Source organism: uncultured Sneathiella sp., from assembly GCF_963973085.1.
In the GTDB taxonomy this organism is placed as follows: Bacteria; Pseudomonadota; Alphaproteobacteria; order Sneathiellales; family Sneathiellaceae; genus Sneathiella.
In genome coordinates this window covers 363684-385479 of the sequence record NZ_CAXAXA010000004.1, presented here as the reverse complement: position 1 = coordinate 385479, position 21796 = coordinate 363684, and the positions used below count along the sequence as shown (strand labels likewise).

General features: G+C 52.0%; 23 protein-coding genes and 1 tRNA gene. 8 read left to right on the top strand and 16 right to left on the bottom strand.

Features of this window, described 5'->3' with window-relative positions; genetic code table 11:
• Positions 1-3: 3 nt before the first annotated feature.
• Both AACZ19_RS12590 and mutS read right to left on the bottom strand, forming a co-directional pair.
• Positions 4-774 carry an SDR family oxidoreductase gene (locus AACZ19_RS12590; RefSeq protein ID WP_339634432.1) on the bottom strand — a complete coding sequence of 257 codons (771 nt, stop codon included), beginning with the start codon at positions 772-774 and terminating at the stop codon, positions 4-6.
• A gap of 75 nt (positions 775-849) precedes the next feature.
• Complete coding sequence (mutS, locus tag AACZ19_RS12585) at positions 850-3528, bottom strand: DNA mismatch repair protein MutS (RefSeq protein ID WP_339634431.1); 2679 nt, start codon at positions 3526-3528, stop codon at positions 850-852.
• Positions 3529-3624: 96 nt separating this feature from the next.
• On the opposite strand from mutS, the gene AACZ19_RS12580 reads away from it, so the two are divergent.
• The gene (locus tag AACZ19_RS12580; protein WP_339634430.1) at positions 3625-5892 is read left to right on the top strand and encodes an NADP-dependent malic enzyme; all 2268 of its coding nucleotides are present in this window, start codon (positions 3625-3627) and stop codon (positions 5890-5892) included.
• Between the two features lie 15 nt (positions 5893-5907).
• Here AACZ19_RS12580 and AACZ19_RS12575 read toward each other — a convergent pair whose 3' ends face one another.
• The 3 genes from AACZ19_RS12575 to AACZ19_RS12565 all read right to left on the bottom strand — a co-directional run bounded on the left by AACZ19_RS12575 (position 5908) and on the right by AACZ19_RS12565 (position 8237).
• Entirely contained in the window at positions 5908-6684 is a 777-nt protein-coding gene (locus AACZ19_RS12575; protein WP_339634428.1) for an ABC transporter permease, read from the bottom strand.
• A gap of 5 nt (positions 6685-6689) precedes the next feature.
• Entirely contained in the window at positions 6690-7592 is a 903-nt protein-coding gene (locus AACZ19_RS12570) for an ATP-binding cassette domain-containing protein (protein WP_339634427.1), read from the bottom strand.
• 105 nt (positions 7593-7697) lie between these two features.
• Positions 7698-8237 carry a hypothetical protein gene (locus AACZ19_RS12565; RefSeq protein ID WP_339634425.1) on the bottom strand — a complete coding sequence of 180 codons (540 nt, stop codon included), beginning with the start codon at positions 8235-8237 and terminating at the stop codon, positions 7698-7700.
• A gap of 158 nt (positions 8238-8395) precedes the next feature.
• Between AACZ19_RS12565 and nthA the strand changes: the two genes are divergently transcribed.
• The 4 genes from nthA to AACZ19_RS12545 all read left to right on the top strand — a co-directional run bounded on the left by nthA (position 8396) and on the right by AACZ19_RS12545 (position 10371).
• On the top strand, positions 8396-9007 hold the full coding sequence (nthA, locus tag AACZ19_RS12560; protein WP_339634423.1) for a nitrile hydratase subunit alpha: 612 nt from the start codon (positions 8396-8398) through the stop codon (positions 9005-9007).
• Between the two features lie 11 nt (positions 9008-9018).
• Positions 9019-9690, top strand: coding sequence for a nitrile hydratase subunit beta (gene nthB, locus AACZ19_RS12555; RefSeq protein ID WP_339634421.1), 672 nt, complete (start codon positions 9019-9021; stop codon positions 9688-9690).
• Positions 9680-10042: a nitrile hydratase accessory protein gene (locus tag AACZ19_RS12550; RefSeq protein WP_339634419.1), complete on the top strand. Its 363-nt coding sequence runs from the start codon at positions 9680-9682 to the stop codon at positions 10040-10042. The genes nthB and AACZ19_RS12550 overlap by 11 nt, the downstream gene beginning before the upstream one ends.
• Positions 10043-10107: 65 nt before the next feature.
• A complete protein-coding gene (locus tag AACZ19_RS12545) occupies positions 10108-10371 on the top strand; it encodes a hypothetical protein (RefSeq protein ID WP_339634417.1) in 264 nt (87 codons plus the stop codon).
• 16 nt (positions 10372-10387) lie between these two features.
• On the opposite strand, the gene AACZ19_RS12540 is transcribed toward AACZ19_RS12545, so the two are convergent.
• Entirely contained in the window at positions 10388-11899 is a 1512-nt protein-coding gene (locus AACZ19_RS12540) for a 3-hydroxyacyl-CoA dehydrogenase (RefSeq protein WP_339634416.1), read from the bottom strand.
• Positions 11900-12090: 191 nt separating this feature from the next.
• Between AACZ19_RS12540 and AACZ19_RS12535 the strand changes: the two genes are divergently transcribed.
• Positions 12091-12549, top strand: a complete 459-nt coding sequence (locus tag AACZ19_RS12535; protein ID WP_339634413.1) for an Hsp20 family protein — start codon at positions 12091-12093, stop codon at positions 12547-12549.
• A gap of 35 nt (positions 12550-12584) precedes the next feature.
• Positions 12585-12803, top strand: coding sequence for a hypothetical protein (locus AACZ19_RS12530; RefSeq protein WP_339634411.1), 219 nt, complete (start codon positions 12585-12587; stop codon positions 12801-12803).
• Positions 12804-12838: 35 nt separating this feature from the next.
• Here the strand turns inward: AACZ19_RS12530 and AACZ19_RS12525 are convergent, their stop codons facing one another.
• From AACZ19_RS12525 to AACZ19_RS12480, 10 genes are all read right to left on the bottom strand, one after another.
• Complete coding sequence (locus tag AACZ19_RS12525; protein WP_339634409.1) at positions 12839-13600, bottom strand: FkbM family methyltransferase; 762 nt, start codon at positions 13598-13600, stop codon at positions 12839-12841.
• Between the two features lie 59 nt (positions 13601-13659).
• Complete coding sequence (ptsN, locus tag AACZ19_RS12520) at positions 13660-14124, bottom strand: PTS IIA-like nitrogen regulatory protein PtsN (protein ID WP_339634407.1); 465 nt, start codon at positions 14122-14124, stop codon at positions 13660-13662.
• A 44-nt stretch (positions 14125-14168) separates the two neighbouring features.
• Positions 14169-14771, bottom strand: a complete 603-nt coding sequence (gene raiA / locus AACZ19_RS12515) for a ribosome-associated translation inhibitor RaiA (RefSeq protein ID WP_339634405.1) — start codon at positions 14769-14771, stop codon at positions 14169-14171.
• A 160-nt stretch (positions 14772-14931) separates the two neighbouring features.
• Positions 14932-16479 carry an RNA polymerase factor sigma-54 gene (gene rpoN / locus AACZ19_RS12510; RefSeq protein WP_339634404.1) on the bottom strand — a complete coding sequence of 516 codons (1548 nt, stop codon included), beginning with the start codon at positions 16477-16479 and terminating at the stop codon, positions 14932-14934.
• A gap of 33 nt (positions 16480-16512) precedes the next feature.
• Positions 16513-17286 (bottom strand): LPS export ABC transporter ATP-binding protein, encoded by a 774-nt coding sequence (lptB, locus tag AACZ19_RS12505; protein WP_339634402.1) that lies wholly within the window; start codon positions 17284-17286, stop codon positions 16513-16515.
• A 14-nt stretch (positions 17287-17300) separates the two neighbouring features.
• Positions 17301-17882: a lipopolysaccharide transport periplasmic protein LptA gene (lptA, locus tag AACZ19_RS12500; RefSeq protein ID WP_339634400.1), complete on the bottom strand. Its 582-nt coding sequence runs from the start codon at positions 17880-17882 to the stop codon at positions 17301-17303.
• Positions 17883-18560 (bottom strand): LPS export ABC transporter periplasmic protein LptC, encoded by a 678-nt coding sequence (gene lptC / locus AACZ19_RS12495; RefSeq protein ID WP_339634398.1) that lies wholly within the window; start codon positions 18558-18560, stop codon positions 17883-17885.
• Between the two features lie 4 nt (positions 18561-18564).
• Positions 18565-19566 (bottom strand): KpsF/GutQ family sugar-phosphate isomerase, encoded by a 1002-nt coding sequence (locus AACZ19_RS12490; RefSeq protein WP_339634396.1) that lies wholly within the window; start codon positions 19564-19566, stop codon positions 18565-18567.
• 131 nt (positions 19567-19697) lie between these two features.
• Positions 19698-20312 carry a ribonuclease D gene (locus AACZ19_RS12485; protein ID WP_339634394.1) on the bottom strand — a complete coding sequence of 205 codons (615 nt, stop codon included), beginning with the start codon at positions 20310-20312 and terminating at the stop codon, positions 19698-19700.
• A gap of 69 nt (positions 20313-20381) precedes the next feature.
• Positions 20382-20468, bottom strand: a tRNA-Leu gene (locus AACZ19_RS12480).
• Between the two features lie 169 nt (positions 20469-20637).
• On the opposite strand from AACZ19_RS12480, the gene AACZ19_RS12475 reads away from it, so the two are divergent.
• Positions 20638-21591, top strand: coding sequence for a complex I NDUFA9 subunit family protein (locus AACZ19_RS12475; RefSeq protein WP_339634391.1), 954 nt, complete (start codon positions 20638-20640; stop codon positions 21589-21591).
• Positions 21592-21796: the final 205 nt, after the last annotated feature.

Genomic DNA, 21796 nt, shown 5'->3' with positions numbered 1-21796 from the left:
GTGTCAGGTTATTGTCTGCCCGCCGTCGATCACCAAAGTCTGTCCGGTCAGGAACGTTCCGGCATCAGAGGCCATGTAGACTGCGGCACCAGCAATTTCGTCAGGCTGACCAATCCGCTGCAGGGGTGCCCGGGAGGTTGCCTTTTTCAGGATATCCGGGTTTTCCCACAGTGCTCGTGCAAATTCCGTTTGTATAAGGCCCGGCGCGATGGCATTGACCCGGATATTGTCGGCCCCATGTTCCACGGCAAGATTGCGAACGAGCTGCATATCGGCGGCCTTGGAGATACTGTAGGCACCAAGCACCGCCGACCCCCGAATCCCGCCAATTGACGATACAATGATGATTGCTCCATCCTTGCGCATTTTCATTTCCGGCAGGACCATATTGCAAAGCCAGTGGTTCGACTTGATATTTGCCGACATGATTTTGTCAAACGCATCATCCGGGATGTCCGTAGATGGTCCGAAATAAGGGTTTAATGCGGCGTTACATACAAGGATATGAATATCGCCGAAGACCTTGTGGGTCTCGTCCACCAGGTTCCGCAAGGACTCCTTGGAGTTGATATTGCACGGGACGGAAACGGCCTTGCCGCTGCTTCCCTCGGGCAGGCTCGCATTGATTTCCGCAGCCACCTCCTCGCAGATGTCTGCTTTCCGGCTGGAAATCGTGACCTTTGCGCCTGCCAATGCCATCTGATGTGCAATGGCCTTGCCAATGCCCTTGCTGGACCCTGTAATGACGGCTGTTTTTCCTGATAAATCAAACATGAAATGTCTCCCATTTATTGTTGTTATTTCATTATATGCTGGAATCTAGGTTAATGATCGCTATGCCGATTGTCATTAACTAGATGTGTTCCTGTCCATTAATTCCTTGAGTTCATACAAAAGCGAAAGGGCCTCACGTGGGGATAAGTCATCAGCATTGATTTCTCCCAGTCGCTCCTCAAGCTCCGAAGGGAGTTTTTGCTTGTCATGCTCCTTGGCTTCCTTGATGACAGTCGCAAAAAGCGGCAAATCATTGGCAAGTCGCGTTGCGGCGGATCCCTGATCCTTTTCCTCAAGCGCTTTCAAAACGGTTTCCGCACGATGAATCACCGCCTTTGGCAGCCCCGCAAGTTTTGCCACCTGGATTCCGTAAGATCGATCCGCCGAGCCTTCGGCAACTTCATGGAGGAAGATCACATCTCCCTTCCATTCCCGAACCCGCATACTGTGATTTTGTAGGGCGGGGAGTTTTCCGGCAAGGGCTGTCAGCTCATGATAATGGGTCGCGAAAAGGGCCCGGCACTGATTGGCCTCATGGAGGTTTTCGACCGTTGCCCAGGCAATGGAGAGACCATCAAAGGTTGCTGTTCCGCGTCCGATTTCATCAAGAATGACAAGGGAGCGAGGGCCGGCCTGATTGAGAATTGCTGCTGTTTCGACCATTTCAACCATAAAGGTCGATCGGCCGCGCGCGAGATCGTCGGCGGCGCCCACACGGCTGAACAGACGATCTACTATTCCAATATGAGCGGTTGTTGCGGGGACAAAAGCCCCGATCTGGGCGAGTATGGCAATCAGGGCATTCTGGCGGAGGAAGGTACTCTTACCGGCCATATTCGGGCCTGTAAGCAACCAAAGGCGCTGTTCTTCATTGAGGCAGCAATCATTGGCAACGAAGTTTGCCTCCGCATCGGCTTTAAGGGCTATTTCGACAACGGGATGGCGCCCGCCTGTAATTTCGAAACCGAGGCTGTCATCGACAACAGGACGGCAATAGGATTGCTCGATCGCCAGTTCCGCGTGGCTGGCGGCAACATCGATTTCCGCGATAGCACTTGCGGCAGCGAGAATCGCCGCACCTGTTTCTTTGATCTGGGCGACCAGTTCGTCGAATAGCGTCAGTTCCAACGCATGTGCCCGGTCAGCCGCACGGGAAATCTTGTCTTCCAGCTCCCCCAAGGCAACTGTCGAATAACGCACAGCGTTGGCCATTGTCTGCCGATGGATGAAATCATCGGTCATTTTCTCGACGAATCGCGGGGTAATTTCGATAAAATAACCGAGGACATTGTTATGTTTTATTTTGAGCGAGGGGATGCCCACTTCTTTTGCGTAGGCGGCCTGCAAGCCTGCAATATGACGCCTGCTCTCGTCACGAAGGGTGCGAAACTCGTCAAGATCCGCACGAAAGCCGCGAGCAATAAACCCGCCGTCGCGCGCCAACAATGGGACATCTGGTGCAAGGGCAGCTTTCAGGGTTTCTACCAGTTCCGCATGAAATCCCAATTGCTCGCTTGCGGCTGTCAATGCCTCAGGCAAGGTATCGAGATTCCTTCGCGTAAGGGCGTCACGGATATTGGCTGTTTCTGCGAGTCCATCACGAATTAACACAAGATCTCGCGGTCCGCCGCGTCCCAGCATCAAACGAGATAATGCTCTTTCCGTATCAGGACATCGCCGTAAAATATCTCGAAGCCGTTCCCGGCGCTCATGATCTCCGACAAAATAACTGACCATATCAAGTCGTTTCATTATTTCGGCAGGCTGTGTGAGAGGGCTCGAAATATCTGCGGCCAGTCGCCGTCCACCGCCGCCTGTCACGGTCCGGTCAATGGTTGCCAACAGGCTACCGCTTCGCTCCCCGCTCATGGTGCGGGTTAATTCAAGGTTCCGCCGCGTCGCCGAGTCAATCGACATAACATCATTTGTTGCCATTTGAACTGGCGGCTTGATCAGCGGAAATTTCCCCTTCTGGGTAAGCTCCACATAATCTACAAGGGCGCCAGCAGCTGCCAGTTCCGCGCGACTAAATGCGCCAAACGCGTCAAGGGTAGCGACATCGAACAGCTTTTTCAGGCGCTTCTCACCATTCTGGCTATCGAAACGGACAGAGGGAAGCGGTGTCAGGGCCTTCTCCCATTCAGATGTCAGTTCGACAATTTCTCCGTCTTCCAGCCATTTTTCGGAAACAAGTATTTCTCCTGGCTGGAGACGGGACAAGTGAGCTCCCAGTTCTTCAGGGCGAGTTGCTGTCGCAAAGAACTCTCCCGTTGAGATATCCAGCCATGCCATTGCGTGGTCCTTGCCGACACGTGCCATCGCCAGGAGAAAATTATGGCTGCGGGCGTCCAGCAGGTTATCTTCGGTTATCGTTCCGGGTGTCACCAGCCGTACAACCTCGCGCGCGACAACCGCCTTATACCCTCTCTTTTTTGCTTCCGCCGGGCTTTCGGTTTGTTCCGCAACCGCGACACGATGGCCCTTGCGGATCAATTTTTGCAAATACCCATCTGCTGAATGAACCGGCACGCCGCACATCGGAATATCCTCTCCCGCGTGCTTCCCCCGTTTCGTGAGCGCAATGTCAAGTGATGCCGCGGCAATCTCCGCATCCTGAAAAAACAGTTCGTAAAAATCACCCATCCGGTAAAAAAGCAGGCTGTCGGGATGCTCTTCCTTGATGGCCAGATATTGCGCCATCATGGGAGTTGCCGATTTATTCAGTTGCGACTTGGTTTTGACTAGGGTAGGCATGAAGGAAAACTACCATAGCAGGCTATTTTTCCAACTGCTTTGTCAGATATTTTTACGAATAGTTAGAGAACAGAATTAGGACAGGAACGCGGGTCGATGAGTGATAAACCGGATTTCAGCCAGTATGAAGAGGCCTTGCGATATCACGCGCAGGGTAAGCCTGGAAAACTTGAAATCGTGGCAACAAAGGCTGTGGCGACACAGCGCGACCTCTCGCTTGCCTATTCTCCCGGCGTGGCGGGACCTTGTCTTGCTATCGCGGATGACCCGGAGCGGGTTTATGATTACACCACCAAGGGAAATCGCGTTGCCGTAATTTCCAACGGGACGGCCGTACTCGGTCTTGGCAACCTTGGGGCATTGGGGTCAAAACCGGTGATGGAGGGAAAGGCGGTCCTGTTCAAGCGGTTTGCCGATATCGATTGCTTTGATCTGGAACTTGACAGCGAAGATGTCGATGAACTGGTGAATTGTATCCGCCTGATGGGGCCGAGCTTTGGTGGCATAAATCTAGAGGATATCAAAGCGCCGGAATGTTTTATAATTGAGCAGCGCCTCCGGGAAATTATGGATATCCCGGTGTTTCATGACGACCAACATGGCACGGCGATTATTTGCGCGGCGGGAATTATCAACGCGCTGGATCTGACAGGACGAAACCTGAAAGATACCAAAGTCGTGGTGAATGGCGCAGGGGCGGCGGCTATCGCTTGTCTTGAACTGATAAAGGCAATGGGACTGCCGCATGACAGCGCGATTCTGTGTGATACAAAAGGCGTCATATACCAAGGCCGTGAAGAAGGAATGAATCAGTGGAAATCCGCCCATGCGGTTGCGACGGACGCGCGCACCCTTGAAGATGCCATGATCGGCTCGGATATATTCCTTGGCTTGTCTGTGAAAGGGGCAGTCACCAAGGATATGGTAAAATCCATGGCAGACAAACCCATAATCTTCGCAATGGCGAATCCCGATCCGGAAATTCGTCCGGAAGAAATTGCGGAAGTGCGGAAAGATGCAATTGTGGCGACGGGCCGGTCTGATTTCCCGAACCAGGTGAACAATGTTCTCGGCTTCCCCTATATTTTTCGAGGCGCTCTCGATGTTCGTGCGACGACGATCAACGAGGAGATGAAAATTGCCGCGGCGGAAGCTCTGGCGGAGCTGGCGCGTGAGGACGTGCCCGACGAAGTCGCCGCCGCCTATAAAGGCAAGCGTCCTATCTATGGTCCGGACTATATCATTCCCGTGCCGTTTGATCCGCGCCTGATAAGCCATGTTCCGACCGCTGTTGCTAAGGCCGCGATGGACAGCGGTGTCGCCCGTCGACCCATCATTGATGAACTTGCCTATCGCAACGAGCTTCGCGCTCGCCTTGATCCGACGGCAGGTTCCTTGCAACTTATTCTGGATGAGGTGCGCGCCGCGCCGCGCCGCGTCGTCTTTGCCGAAGGTGAAGAGGAAAAAGTCATCCGCGCGGCTGTCGAATTTCAGAAGGCGGGTTACGGAATACCGGTTTTGCTTGGGCGCGAAAATGAAGTTAAGAAAATCATGGCCGAAATTGGCATCGATGGCTCCGAAACTCTTGAGATTTATAACGCCAGTGAAATGGAACATCGGGAAAAATACTACAGTTTCCTGTATGAACGGCTGCAACGTAAAGGCTACCTGTTTCGCGATTGCGCCCGCCTTGTCAACCGGGACCGGAATATTTTCGCCGCCTGCATGGTTGCCATGGGCGATGCGGACGCGGTGCTCACCGGCGTAACCCGCCGTTTCTCTGTTGCTTTCAAAGAAATCCAGAAGGTGATCGATCCAAAGCCCGATCAGCGTGTGATCGGCGTTTCAATCATTGTCGGGCGGGACCGGACAGTCTTCATGGCGGATACGACGGTAACAACCCTGCCAACCGCGGAAGAGCTGGTCTCAATTTCAAAAGAAGCCGCGGAAGTTGCCCGCCGCCTGGGGCACGAGCCACGCGTTGCCTTGCTCTCCTATTCCAACTTTGGAAATCCGAAACACTACACGGCCGATAGTGTTCGTGAGGCCGTGGAATTATTGGATAAGGAAGAGCTGGATTTTGAGTATGAAGGGGATATTTCAGCAGATGTCGCGCTCGATCCCGAACTGATGGCGAGCTTCTATCCGTTCTGCCGCCTTTCCGGCCCGGCCAATGTGCTCGTGATGCCGGGCCTACATTCGGCGAATATCGCGTCAAAGCTGATGCCGGTCCTCGGCGAAAGTAAAGTTATTGGGCCGCTTCTTGTCGGGCTTTCGAAGCCTGTCCAGATTGTGCCGATCGGCGCGACGGTTTCCGATCTTGTAAATATGGCGGCGCTTGCAGCGCACGAAGCCGGGCAGTAAGCCCGGCCTCAATTATCAGTCATAAAGCCGTTGCCGCAATTTGCGATGAGCAATGGCGAAAGCTGCGGCGCTGAAGACCACTATATAGACCGTATGCAACGCAATGAGAGCCGGATCGATCGCCGTTCCGGCAATAAGCGGCCGTATGGCGGCGATCAGATGCGTCATCGGAAATGCCCAGGCGATATACTGGACCGCGTCGGGAAAGCGGGATATCTCAAAGAAAACGCCGCAGAACACAAACATGGGTGTCACCCAGAATGTGAAGAAATAGGCGAAGAATTCATACCCCTTTGCGTACGCAGTCGCGACCAGCCCGGCACAGGCGAAACAGATTGAACCCAGGAAAACAATCGGCAAAGTTATGAGCGGCCCAAATGTCACGGGAACGCCACCCCACATCCAGCCGACAATCAGGACACAGATGGCGGAAAAAAGGGCTTTTACCGAAGCCCAGAGAATTTCACCCATCATCAATTCCGCGAGTGTAACCGGGGTCGAGAGAATGGCGTCCCAGTTCTTCTGCAGGAAATACCGGGTGAAGGCGCCGATTGACGTTTCAAAACTTGCGGCAAAGGCTGCAGAATACCCAACCATGCCGGCAACGACGAACGTCATATAGCTCATGCCCGCCATGGTATCAATGAAGGATCCCATGCCGAACCCGAAGGCAAACAGGAACAGGATTGGGTTCGCAACGTTTGATACGAGGGCGGAGCCAAGCAGTTTTCGAAAGACACGATATTGCCTGTCGTAGACCGCATGAATATAAGGAATCTCAGGCATCTTCATCGGCTTCAATTCTCTCTTAGCTGCCGCCCGGTCAGGCGCAGGAAAACATCTTCCAGATTGGCAGGGCGATGGAGGTAGATCGCTTCTTCCGGCAAATCGGCAATAAACTCTGCGGTATCTTCGACGAAGTACAGCACAGAGTCGCCAATATCCTCCTGGTCCCAGCGGTCTGCGGAGGACCCGGGAACATGAGGTTTTTGAATTTCGAACACGAAGCCCTTCACCCGGCGGGCAATCAACTCTTCCGGTGTTCCATGGTCGAGAATTGTGCCGCCATCGATAATGACAATTTGGTCACAAAGCCGTTGCGCTTCATCCATGTAGTGGGTCGTCAGGAGCAATGTTCGTCCGTCTTTCTTGAGCTCCAACAATTGCTTCCAGATGAGAACGCGTGCCTGCGGGTCGAGGCCGGTCGTTGGTTCATCGAGGATAACCATTTCAGGATCACCGACCAGAGCGCGTGCAATAATCAAGCGCCGCTTCATACCGCCCGAAAGCGCATTGACCGGGGCGTGTTTTTTGTCGTCAAGCTGCATGAATTCCAGAAGCTTTGCGGCCCGCTCCTCTATGACAGCACTGGGCAGCGCAAAATAGCGGCCAAAGGCATATAAATTTTCGAGGACCGTAATATCCGGATCAAGATTGCTTTCCTGCGGCACGAGGCCGATTTTGGCCTTGATGTTACGCGCCATTCCACTGGCAGGCTCGCCAAAGACAGTCAACGTTCCGCCGGTGACTTCCGACAGCCCCATGATCATCCGCATGGTTGTCGATTTACCGGCTCCGTTGGGGCCGAGCAAGCCAAAGCATTGCCCAGCGGGAACCGAGAAATCGATACCTTTCACGACTTCCAGTGAGCCGTACGTTTTGATCAGGCCAGCGGCTGCAATGACGGGAGAATTTTCCATAAAGCTCTTTCTTGTCAAAACGGCCGGGCGATGAACATTGCCCTCGCCCAGACAAACAGAGCAGGAGATTATGGACTTTAAGACCGAAGCGCAAGACTTGACGTTTTAGTGGATGCCGAGCCCTAGGACAGTGCGATTTACATAGGAAAAATAGGCAACGGCCTGATTGATTTCGAGAATTTCGCCATCCTCAAGCCCGGCATTGCGGAGTTCTTCTATCATACTGACAGAAATTTTGTCAGGCCGGGCCGTCAAAAGATTGGCGTAGAACATCATGGCGAGATCCGCTCCGGTAAAAACGCGTTCCGGCTCGCCTGCTTCGAGTGCCGCCCGGAGACGGGAAGCGTCTTCTTCAGCCTCAACAATGTTTTCAAGTGACGCGAAATAATACTCAACACAATAATCGCAGCCGTTCAACAGGCTGACATATATGCCGATTGCATCCAGCTTCCATTTCGCAAGAGCATTTGCGCTGTTATTCAGGACATGTTCGCGTAGGTCGAAATGTCCTTCCATCAGATGTGGCCTCAATGAATGGGCCATCAAAACATTATCGATATGTCCGTTGGGATCCATGATCCGGTCATAAAGATTTTTAAGTGGTCCGTCGGCATCTTCCAACGAAACGGTTTTAATCCAGGTCATTTCTTCCCCTCTCGGTCTCAATCTTGGCTGGAACTCAATGACGACCGACACCAGAGTTTCCGCAAATGCTTTTGAACTTCGAACAAATAGAGCCTATATTCGCCGATAGAGCCTTAACGAATTATTAAGAAAACCCGAAATGTTCCGGGAGGCATAAAATGGCACATGACCACAAACACGGCGATCCGCTGTCAGAGACCGTACTGCGGGTAAAAAGTCTGGAATCCCTGCTCATTGAAAAAGGTCTGGTAGAGGCCGATGCCCTTGATGCCTTGATTGATCGTTATGAAAACAAGGTGGGGCCGAAGAATGGAGCAAAGGTCGTGGCCCGGGCTTGGGTGGATCCTGAATTTCGGGAACGGCTTTTTGCCGATGCGACGGCGGCAGTTGCTGAATTCGGTTTCTCTGGGGCGCAAGGGGAAGAACTGATTGCACTTGAGAATACCGATCAGGTCCATAACGTTGTCGTTTGTACGCTTTGTTCCTGTTATCCTTGGCCGGTGCTGGGTTTGCCGCCGGTCTGGTACAAGTCTGCGCCCTATCGCGCGCGGGTCGTGCGTGAGCCAAGAAAAGTGCTAGAGGAATTCGGAACACATCTTCCCGATGACATGGAAGTCCGGGTATGGGACAGCACGGCGGAAACCCGCTATCTTGTCGTTCCGACACGGCCAGAAGGATCAGATGACCTTGATGAAGAAGCGCTGGCGGAACTGGTGAGCAGAGACAGTATGATCGGAACGAAGATGGCGGAGAGCCCGGTAAAACCCTAAGGAGAACCTATATGGACAGCATACATGATATGGGGGGAATGCATGGTATGGGACCGGTTGTCGCGGAGGAAGCCGAACCGGTCTTTCATGCTGATTGGGAAAAACGGATGTTTGCGCTTAACAATGCGGTTACTGCCGTGGGTATTCGCAATATTGATGAATCCCGCCATGCGCGCGAACGCATGGATCCGGCGAAATATCTCGCCAGCAGCTATTACGAAATCTGGCTTGACGGGTTAGTTCGAATCCTCTCGGAAAAGGGCGTTATCTCTGAGGAAGAACTGTCCGGCGCCGTGGCGCCTCGGCCCGTATCATCCCCGCGGCCCGCGATGAAAGCCGAAGATGTCGATGCACTGATGGACAAGGGCGGCAATTATTTGGCGGATGACGGCAAAGCAGCGCGGTTTAATGTTGGCGATGTCGTAACAGCAAGAAATATCCATCCGGAAGGGCATACCCGTCTACCTCGCTATGTCAGGGGGCATCAAGGTGTGATTATACAGGATTACGGCCTGCATGTTTTTCCAGATGCAAGCGCTCATGGAAAAAATGATCCACAACATCTTTATAGCGTCAGATTTGCCTCCACAGAACTGTGGGGTCCTAAAGACGGGACTGAAGGAGACTATATTTATGTCGACCTTTGGGACGATTATCTAGAGGTGTCCCGCGGTGCAGATTGATCCTGAACTCGCAAAAATAAGTATCCCTCAGGATAAAGGGGGCCCGGTTTTTGAGGAGCCTTGGCAGGCCCAGGCCTTTGCGTTGACAGTCAAGCTTCATGAGGCAAGACAATTCAGTTGGAGTGAATGGGCGGAAATCTTTGGCGGGGAGATCGCCTCAGATACCTCTGCTGGCAATGGTATCGGCAATACGGCCTATTACCTCTGCTGGCTTTCGGCTCTTGAAAAAATTGTTGCGCAGAAGGAGTTATTGACACCGGAGCAACTCATGCGCCGGAAAGCCGAATGGCGGGATGCGGCTGACCATACGCCGCATGGCCAGCCGATTACGCTTGGAAAAACACCCGAATAAATTTGCTCTTCTGATGTGAAAACCTTATGTCTTCGGGACGTAGATTTTCAACAAATGGAAAACCAGTGTCTGATAATTTTAATTCTTCCCTGCCTGAAGCCGATGTGAAAGACAAACTCGACAAGGCGGCCGAGATTATTACCGGCCATCTTGACAAAGCCTTGGAGGATTGCCTTTCCGCCGGATTGGAGCGGGATCACTTCACGGCCGCCGTCATTGCCACGATGATGCAAGCGGTTGAGACCAGCCTCGGCGGCAATGCGGCAGGGGCTCTGCAGGAAATGGCGCAAATGGCCATGGACCGTGAGGAAGACACGCCCACCCAATAGTAGGCGGGCGCGGCGCTTAATCCAGTGTGTGGATCGGAAGATCCAGCAATGCGCGACGTCGGAGCCACTGACTTGGCCGGTAACGGTCTTCTCCTGTAATCGCTTGTAGATTTTCGAGGATTTTCAGGCAATTCCGGCTGCCCATGTGCTCCGCAAGCTCAACAGAGCCAAAGGGGTAATTGAGTCCCAGTTTCATTCCCTTGTCGATATCTTCAGGGGTTGCCACGCCGATCTGGGCCATTTCACAGCCGAGATTAGCGATCATTGCGCGAATACGCTGCGCGACGAACCCCGGATTGTCCTTGATACGGGTGACACCGCCGGAAACGGCGCTCAGCATTGCCATAACTGACTGGACAATCTCTTCGTTAGCGCCGGGCGCTGCCATTATGGTGGCACGGGAGACGACGCCTGTGTGCGTGTCGATCGCGACTAGACGCTTCGGGTCAACACCAAGGCGGACCGAAACGGCCGTGCAGTCTTCACCGATCGGGTCTGCAAGTATGGGGGAGGTGCCATCATCTGATGTCAGTACTTTAACCCCGATTTCGCCCATCAGTTTTTCCAACGCTTTGGACGGTTCCGCGAGCACGACCTGTGTTGCCGGAGCGGCTGAGATTTGCTCTTCCACGTCCGGGCGAATGATCGTTCCGTCGTCTGTATAGGCGTAGAACCCGGCTTTCGTTTTCTTACCAAGTCGTCCCGCTTCCATCATGCTTTCATGCAGAGGGTATGTGGACAGTCGCTTGTCCTGGAAATAACCGTTGTAGATGATCTGGCTGACCGGAAAATTGACGTCGATCCCGGTAAGATCCAAAAGCTCGAATGGGCCCATGCGGAAACCGCAAGCCTCACGCATGACAGCATCCACCTGAAACGGTGTCGCTACCCCTTCGGAGACGATCCGCAAGGACTCCGTTGAGTAAGCGCGGCCGCCAAGATTGACCAGAAAACCCGGCGCATCCTTTACCACTACTGGAACCCGGCCCATGCGCTTGCCGATGACTTCAAGCGCCTCGGTTACTTCGGCGCTCGTATCGGTACCATTGATCACCTCAACCAGCTTCATGAGGGGGACCGGGTTGAAAAAATGCAACCCGGCGATCCGTTCCCGATGATTGCAAGCGGATGCAATCGAGGAAATACGGATGCTGGAAGTATTGGAAGCAATGATTGTTTCCGGACGGACAATTTCTTCCAGTTGCTGGAATACTTTCTGCTTGATATCGATATTCTCAACAATTGCCTCGACCACAAGATCGCAATCTGCCAGACCGTCAAGATTTTCCGCAACGTGGAGTCGGGCGATTGCGGCTTCCCCTTCTTCTTTTTCCATGCGGCCTTTTTCCATAGAGCGATTTATCATCGAAACAATGAAGTCTTTCGCTGCCGCTGCCGCACCGTCAGCCGCATCGAAAATATAAACCGGCATCCCACCTGTTGCGGATACCTGGGCGATACCCCGCCCCATGGCGCCCGCTCCGACAATGCCAATTTTCAAATCCTGTTTTTGTGGGTCGATGCTCATAGTTTTTTCCATTCTTGTTCTTGATCATAGATTCGAGCCACTTATACCCCGCTCACGATATTTGTGAAACCCAGCCTTGATGACACAGTGCACAATCATTACATATTTTAACAGTAGTGCCATTGTGGGCTATCCAAGGCGGCGGACCGTCGCCGATAAAAAGCTGTCTCGCTCATTGGAGGAGGAAGTGCATGCCGCGTGCAACGTCGTTTAATCACCCGCTGATGCTGGGTTTCGATCACTTTGAGCAGATTCTCGAACAGCTCTCCAAATCTTCGAATGAAGGTTATCCCCCTTATAATATTGAGCAGATTGGCGAGAGAGAGCTGCGAATAACCCTCGCCGTGGCCGGATTTAAGGAAGAAGATTTACAGATAACACTGGAACAGAACCAACTTATAATCCATGGTAAACAACAGGAAGAGGCGGATCGTGTGTTCCTGCATCGTGGGATCGCCGCCCGTCAGTTCCAGCGTAAATTTGTCTTGGCCGAGGGGCTGGAAATAAGGGGTGCGGAAATGGAAAACGGGCTTTTGCATGTCGGATTACAGTTGCCATTGCCGAAATCAGAAAGCCGCCGGATTGAGATCAAGACAAAACGGTCGAAAAAAGAAATTAAAACAGTTAATTCATCTGAATTGATTGACTAGAAAGAATTAAGGGTCGCGTTAAGGAGTTTTTGAAAATGCAATATCAGGAATCCACTCTCCGTCATTTAAGTCCGGCGGCCTTTGGCATGCTCGGGTCGATGGATATGGCCTATGTGCGCGCTGTTGAGGAAAACGGCGCTGTCACATATCAAATTTTTGCCGCCAATGGCCAGCAACTCGGAGAAGAGAAGTCCGCCAGTGCCGCGCTGGTAGTAGCGCGTCAGAATGATTTCGAGGCATTTCTGGTAAACTAGTATCGATGCCGGCCTGTGATGGCGCAAACTAATCCTTATTGAACCAGCCCTTCTTTCGTGTGGTGGGCCCAAAGAATATCACCGCCTCTTGGAGTACTGGCATCTAAGTCGACAAATTCATGTGATTTGTCGTCCAAAAAATAAGGGATGTAATTCCTGTCGGTCATAAACTCCCAGACCTTTTCCTTGGAAGTGCCTGCGCGAATTAAATAATCATCGTTTATTTCGAGGTATATTACAGGAGACAAGCTATCAATTGTCTGCTGCGCTCCTTGAAGCATATTCAGCTCGAATCCCTCGATATCCGCTTTGATAAAATCAAGCCGTTCGATGCCCAGCGTTGTTACAACCTCGTCCAACGTGAAGGTTGCGCACACATCTCTGACCAATTTATAGCGTCCGTCATGATCACTGAAATCATTCGAAAGATGAGTCAGGCCAAATCCAAATACATTTGGCCTTTTTTCTGGCAGCGATAATGTTGTCAGTCTTGACGTATTATCCAGAGCAAAAGGCAGGACAAGGCAATTTCTGCATTTATTCCACCAAAGCGCCGCTCGCAGGATAGTACGGGCATAGGTTCCTGGTTCAACACAATATATTGTTCCATCAGGCGCTATCTTGGAAAAGAGTTTGCTAAGTTGACCGCTATGAGCGCCTACATCGAAAATGACAGCGTCTTTCCCAAGAAACTTTTCGAATGGTTCCCGAAGCTCTTTGTGGTGCTGTTTAAACATGGCCTTGAAAATATGCGCGCACCAGGATGCGGTAAATCTCCACTGAAAATACTCGGCCATAAGCAACCTCCGTTCTCTTATGCCCTAATTATGCGCTTTTTACCGAGACACGGTAAGTCCTATGCTGCGGATTGAGCGCCTGGTTCCGTGAGGATTGCATAGAGTGCGTCGGCGTCATGGCTGCCACGTAGCTTTTCACAGCGCCCCTTGTCCCGTAACGTACGGGATACTCGTGATAATGCCTTGAGGTGGTCCGCGCCCGCCGATTCCGGGGCCAGCAACAAGAACAACAGATCAACCGGCAGATTATCCATTGAATCGAAATCAACGCCTGTATTTAGCTTAGCGAAAATTCCATAAACACGATCGATGCCAGGAAGCTTGCCATGCGGGATGGCGATGCCTTTTCCGATCCCGGTCGTACCGAGCCGTTCCCGTTCAATAAGCACATCGAGGATGTCCCGCTCGGAACAGCCCGTAACAGTTGCGGCACGACGTGCCAGTTCCTGCAAAGCCTGCTTCTTGCTGGTGGCTTTCAGATCCGCAAAGACCGTGTGCGGCTGAATGAGATCACTGATTTCCATGATACCTGGTTTAGTTGGTCGTTATGGGGGCAAAAAGCAAGTTTCTATGCTGATTTCTCGGTTTTTGCGACCTGCGGGTCGATCCAGCCGATATTTCCATCAGGTCGCCGGTACACAACATTTAACTCTTTAGTTCCAGAGTTGTGGAACATCATTGCCGGCAGGTTTGCAAGGTCCATACGCATAACAGCTTCACCAACTGAACAGTCCGGTATATCTGCACTGCTTTCTGCGATGATCATAGGCTGCCAATCATCTTGCTCTTCCGTTCCGTCCGTATCTTCCTCCGGTTCCGGAGCAAGCACATAACTTTGAGCCGCGAACGCCATTTTGGCCTGATAACGTTCCTTGCCATGATGGCTTTTAAGGCGTCGCTTGTAGCGCCGCAGCTGCTTTTCGATACGCGCCAATGTTGAATCGAAACTGCTGTAGGCATCGGTGTGATCCGCGGACGCAGTAACATCAATACCAGATCCAATATGGACGCTGCATTCGGTATGAAAGTTATGGCTGATCCGGCTTAGTGTCACTTGTGCGTCTATTGCGTTATCAAAATATTTGGAAACGCCGCTTTCCAGACTCTCTTCAATATGCTCGCGAAGGGCATCGCCGACATCAATCTGCTTACCTTTTACAATCACATGCATCTCAATGATCCAATCCTAGAAGTGTGACCAGTTTCCGCCAAAAAACAGCGTTCAATTCCATTTGAGGGCGGGACCATAGTTTTTGTGCGTATCAATGTCAACACGCGCAATCAGAAACGAAAAAGTGACGTGCCGGAGGCACCATTTTCTGGATCCCTGTTCATGAAGCAATCAACTGCTTCTTAAGTCTTCGACGCTCTACGGAAGACGGTATGTTCATGGCATCACGATACTTTGCAACGGTGCGCCGCGCAATATCTATCCCTTGTAGTTTCATTAATTCTACGATTTTGTCATCTGAAAGAACTCGGTTTGGTGCTTCATCATTCACGAGTTGTTTCAATTTGTGGCGTACGGAAGCCGCCGAATGGGAATCGCCTCCTGATGTCGCATTGATGGCGGACGTGAAAAAGTATTTCAGCTCAAACACTCCGCGGGATGTCGCCAGATACTTGTTGGAGGTGACCCGGCTCACTGTGCTTTCATGCATAGAGATTGCTTCGGCAATGGTTTTAAGGTTTAGCGGCCGCAAAAATTCAATGCCTTGGGTGAAAAACATTTCCTGTTCCTCAACCAGTGCGGAGGCCACTTTCAGGATGGTCTGGGCCCGCTGTTCAAGAGATTTAACCAGCCAGTTTGCCGAGTTCAGGCACTCGGAGAGATACTCTTTCTCCTCTTTGCGCCTGGATTTTGTATTGATGACGGAATAGTAGCGATTGTTGACCAGTACTTTCGGTAAGGTTTCACTGTTCAGCTCGACATGCCAGCCGCCATCCGGGCGCCGATGCACGAAGATGTCTGGCACCAATGTCTGGGCAATTTCGCTACCGAACTGGAGACCAGGCTTTGGATCCAGCTCCTTGATCTCCGCTATCATTTCTGCGAGATCCTCCTGATCCACCCCGCATACCCCGAGCAGCTCCTTGAGATTGCCTTCCGCGAGCAAATGAAGATTCTGGAGAAGGGCCGCAATGGCAGGATCGTAACGGTTCTTCTCTTTTAGCTGTAACGCTAGACAATCCGCCAAATCCTTAGCGAAAACGCCTGTTGGCTCTAATCCGCGTAATGTGTCCAATACACTATTCAGCCGCTCCTCCGTACAGCCAAGCGATTCAGCCGCTTCTTCCAGGTCGCCGACAAGATAGCCGGTATCACTCACGAGATCGATGAGATAAGATGCGATGAGTTTGTCTGCGGGCGATAAACCAAGAAGGTTCAGCTGGGCTGCAAGATGGTCCCGCAAAGAGATATCATCGCTCAACGTATTTTCCAGATTTACGTCTGTTCCGGAAAAGGAACTGCTCCCCCCTGTACTTGCGGCAAGAAACCCGGTATTGGCAGCATCCGCCCCGATCGCATCCGATGGATTGTCTAAAGCCGCGTCACTGGTATAGATATTGTCGTAGTCAGTATCGATGGCGGCGTTTTCGGCCGCAGATAAAGGCGCGTCATCGGAAATGCTGATTTCTTCAAGCGGGCCTGTGTCGCCGTCTCCCTCAAAATCCGATGTGTCGTCCGAGGCCTTGTAATCGTCATCACCCGGTATGGCGTCATCACGTTCAAGAAGTGGATTCTTCTCCAATTCCTGCTCGACATAGGTGGCTAGATCCAGATTAGACATCTGCAACAGCTTGATCGCCTGCTGCAGTTGCGGTGTCATCACAAGCTGCTGGCTTTGTCTTAGATCAAGTCTTGGCGTTAGCGCCATTGTCACTCCTGATCCCTGTCAATCTCCAGCGGTCTAGAGATTGAAGCGATCCCCCAAATAAACGCGTCTCACTCCTTCGTCGGACACAATCTCCGACGGGATCCCCTCTTTTATGACACGACCTTCGTTAAGAATATATGCACGGTCGATGATATCAAGTGTTTCGCGAACGTTATGTTCCGTAATCAGAACGCCGATGCCACGGTCTTTCAGGTGGGAAACCAGATCCCGTATATCCCCGACGGCAATTGGGTCAATCCCGGCTAAGGGTTCGTCCAGCATAATATAGTTGGGCTTTCCGGCCAGCGCGCGGGCAATTTCAACCCGTCGCCGTTCCCCGCCGGAAAGGGCGATTGCAGGTGTACGCCGAAGATGTGAGATAGAAAATTCCGCCAGAAGGCTTTCAAGCATACTTTCGCGTTTTTCATGCACAGGCTCAATTAGTTCGAGCACAGCGCGGATATTCTGTTCGACATTCATGCCGCGAAAGATAGAGGCCTCCTGCGGCAGGTAGCCGATGCCAAGGCGGGCGCGACGATACATCGGAAGTTCCGTTACGTCGCGGCCATCCAGTATTATTGTACCGTAGTCCGGCCGCAGCAAGCCGGAGATGATATAGAAGCTTGTGGTCTTGCCGGCACCGTTCGGGCCGAGCAGGCCAACCGCTTCCCCGCGATTTACGGTGATATCAACACCGCGAAGGATTGGGCGCTTCTTGAAGGATTTGCCGATATTTTTCGCTTTCAAACCGCTGTTCTCAGCTACCAGCCTTGGGCCCTGATCCACTTCTTGAGTTCCTGTTGTCATAACCGTTCCATACTCTACTCGCCGGCTTTTTTCTCAGGAACAAATATTCCTTTCACGCGGCCCGTTTTGCCATCGGTCGTCGCGCCACCTTCAACTCGGCTCTTGCCGGAGACAAGATCAAGCGTTAAATTATCACCGCGCAACACGTTCTTTCCCTGTGTTAATACCACATTTCCCTGCAAATCGATCTGTTTATTCGTTACATCATAAACACCTTTGTCGCCCTGCGCGGTTTCACGCGGACTGGACAGAAAAACATCTCCCATCGCATCGATCTGGCGGATATTGGTGGGGGCGCCATCGTTGGATTGATTTTTTTCTGAATAGTGAACGACCAGCTTGCTTGAGCGCATACGGATTTCACCTTGTACGACCTGTACATTCCCTTCAAAGACTGCCTGTTGATTTGCTTGTTGGACTTCCAGGGAATCCGCCGTGATCTCTATGGGCTGATTTGTATCGAAGCCGCCTCCGCTTGTCGCTGATTGTGCATATGCGTCCGGTAAACCTCCAGATCCCATCAGGCTGATGGCAAGCAAAATTACTGTTATTTTCGAGAGGTGCCTGGGCATTTTCGGGATTTGTCCGTTGTCCATTTATGGGTTGATGATCAGCTTGACGTTGCCATCGAAGCGTATGTTACCAGTTATCTGGTCGGCGACAAGCCTATCCGCTTCGATAATGCCAAGCGGGCCATGGCCTTTAAGCGGTTTGTCACTTCTTATCGTATTCTTTTTAAGGTCTACCGTGGCGGAATTGGCGGTCAGTTGATTGCCGCTGTCACTGAAAACATTGATCTCACCATAGAGGTCGAGAATTCCGGTTTCCGTATCAAGTTCACCTTCAGGTGCTGAAACGGAAATCCAGTCACCACTATTTAGCGTGATGTCGGCCTGAAGGTTTTTCAGGGATACCAGGGATGCCGTGGCGGTTTTCTGGGTCGCTGTATCCGCCGTGACTACGTAGTTTCGATCGCTTATGTCGCTTGCGACATATTGTGGATTCTTCATGGTCAGACCGTCATCGGAAACCGTGACATCTGCATAATCCAGGGTAAATCCTTCAGGTTTATCAAGATTGGGCAAGATAAAAGCAAGCCCGACGAGAAGTATGGCCAGCCCGAGAAGGATAAATTTGATAATTGCGACGAAGTGGCTGTAGCGCGCGTTAAACTTCGTTTCCGCGAAACCCGGTGTACCCACAAAATCCTTCGTCCCGGCGAGGGTCTCCCCGGAAATCTTTTCTTCGGACGTAAGCACATCGGCGGGTTTCATAATGTCACATCACCCCGCTGCGAAGGCAGTCGTGAACGCTGATGATACCGGTGGTTTTATTGTTATCAACGACGAAAAGGCAGGTAATACCGTTGAATCCGGTTGAATTCATTTGTGCCAGGGCTTCCCCTGCCAAAGCATGAGCCGAAATGGTCTGTGGGCTATGAGTCATGACGTCATTCACAGATTTGTTCAGCAGGTCGGCGCCCATATGGCGCCGTAAATCTCCGTCCGTAATGATTCCCGCCAGAGATTGTTCTTTCCCCAGAATACCGACACACCCAAAGCTTTTGGCCGAAATCTCAATAAGCGCCTCGCTCATCGGGGTGCCTTCCGGGACGAGAGGCATGGCTTCGCCTGTGTGCATCAAGTCCTCGACCTTGATCAGGGAGCCACCAAGCTTGCCACCCGGGTGGAAAACCCGGAAATTCTCGGCATTGAAACCGCGGCGGGCCAGAAGCGCAACGGCGAGCGCATCACCCAGCGCCAATGCGGCGGTTGTGGATGTCGTCGGCGCAAGGCCCATGGGGCAGGCTTCCGGCACGTCGGGCAGCAGCAGCAGGGCATCGGCGCGGCGACCGAGCGTGCTGTCTGCCTTGCCGACAATGGCGATCAACGGGATATGGAACCGGCGGGTATAGGCAATGATATCGCTCAGTTCTTTCGTGCCGCCGGAATTAGAAAGACAGAGGACGACATCGTTGTTGGTGATCATGCCAAGATCACCGTGGCTGGCTTCGGCGGGATGCACAAATTGAGCGGGGGTGCCCGTGGAGGCAAGGGTGGCGGCTATCTTGTTGCCGATATGGCCGCTTTTTCCCATGCCGCTTACAATAACGCGACCTTTTGCTGCAAATATATAATCAAGCGCCTTGACGAATTCCGCATCGAGGTCATCCTGAAGTTGCAGGAGCGCATCAGCCTCTGCTTTCAGGACTTTCCGGGCGGCAACGATATCCGGGTTATCTTCAACCCTTGCTGTCACCGCTTCCTTCGAAATTGTCATAGATTGATCCGTTGTCTGCTTTTATTTCCCGCCTGTTTAATGCCGGGCCTAAGTACGTTTTGTTAAACTTATTCAATATATAAGAAAATTATGTGTTCTTAACAAGGTTAATAGCCGCTTTTGGCCCGGTGTCAGCTATGCGCGAATATATCCGTGTCCATCCAGCCCGAAAGATCAAGTTTGGCCCGGACAGGTAAGAACTCGAAACATCGGTGCGCGAGGTCCATGCGGCCTTCTCGTTCCAGCATCTGGTCCAGGCAATTCTTGAGGTCGTGGAGATAGAGAACATCCGACGCAGCATATTCCATTTGCGCTTCCGTCAGTTCCTTGGCGCCCCAGTCGGAGGATTGCTGTTGCTTGGAAATGTCAATCCCAAGCAGCTCCTGACACAGGTTTTTCAGGCCATGCCGATCCGTATAGGTCCGCACAAGGCGAGAGGCAATTTTTGTGCAATATACCGGGGCGCACGTGACGCCGAGATAGTGTTCGATGACTGCAATGTCGAAGCGACCGAAGTGAAAAAGTTTAAGCCGGTCCGGATCGCCGAGCTGACGGACAAGATTGGGGGCGTCGTAGTTTTTGCCATCAAATTTCACCAGATGGGCGTCTCCATCGCCGGAGGAAAGCTGGATGAGACAAAGACGATCCCGATGTGGCAGCAATCCCATCGTTTCACTGTCTATGGCGACAATTGGGCCAAGGTCCATGTCGTCCGGCAGATCGCCCTGATGCAGAAAAATTGCCATTTCATCCTCCGATAACGGCTAGCGCGGTGTGAAGGATAGAGGCATAACCGTAAATATATGCTGAAGCATTGGTGCCCAGGAGAAGACTCGAACTTCCACTTCCATACAGAAACTAGCACCTGAAGCTAGCGCGTCTACCAATTCCGCCACCTGGGCAACTTATTGTCGCCTCTGATATAAAGCGCGTGATCGGATGTCAACTAACTTCGTCAATTCTTTTCAAGTATTTTTCGGTTTGCACTTGGCGCAGGTGGTTTAAGCAGGTAAATATTGGCCTCAGTTCAGCGGAAAGCATGTGCTGCTTGAGGACAGAGGAAGATAAGTTATGTCGGCTAAATTGATTACCATTTTCGGCGGTTCCGGCTTTATTGGCCGCCATCTGGTGGGGCGGCTTGCGGCGAAAGGTCACCAAATTCGCATTGCGACACGCGATCCGGAAGGTGCGGCACAACTGATGACCCAGGGGACCGTGGGACAGATACTTGGCTTTAAAACCAACGTCCGGGATCAGCGCTCGGTCGAGAAAGCCGTTGCCGGTGCTGATATCGTAATTAATCTGGTCGGCGTCCTCTATGAAAGTGGAGCTCAGAACTTCGGGCGCTTGCATGTAGACGCGGCTGAAAGGATTGCTGCGGCCGCGAAGGCAGCCGGAGCGCAGCAGTTAGTTCACATGTCCGCCCTCGGCGCCAGCAAGGATCATGAATCCGCCTATGCTCGCAGCAAGGCTGTTGGCGAGGAGTTGGCGGCGAAAGAATATCCCGGTGCAACAATTCTCCGGCCATCTGTCGTCTTTGGCCGGGATGATGACTTTTTCAACAGGTTTGCAAGTATTCTGTCGCTGGCGCCGGTATTCCCGTTGGCAGACGGTGGAGATAAGAAGATGCAGCCAATCTGGGTTGAAGATCTGGTGGATGCGATTGACCGGATTCTGGAAACGCCAGAACAGCAAGGCAAGGTCTGGGAGTTTTCAGGGCCCGATGCCTATAGCTTCTGCGAATTGATGGAGAAAGTTCTTAAATTTACCAATCGCAAATGCCTGCTGCTGCCTGTTCCGTCAGGTATGATGTCGCTGATGGCAACATTTATGGCAATGGCGCCAGGACGACCGCAATTGACCCCGGATCAGGTGAAGCTTCTGAAATATGATAATGTCCCGAGTGGCGATTTCCCGAATCTCGAGGATCTCGGCATAAAGCCGACCACCATTGACGCTGTCGTGCCTGAGTATTTAAGGCGATATCGTCGGGGTGGCGGGCTGAAATACGAAGCCGAAAAATAGGTCCGAAACGGAACTAAAGTATCTGGTCGGCCTACAATTTTAATAGATTTTCGTTGCGGTTTGACAAAGTCTTTGTGCATTTAGGTCATAAATACTGACATAAATGCACATTTTAGCTGGCATTCATGATATAATTGAGGTATTTAGAACCGTCGGGCCACAATTTCCGGATGTTCCGCCTTGCTTAAAAAGGGCTAAGAGGATG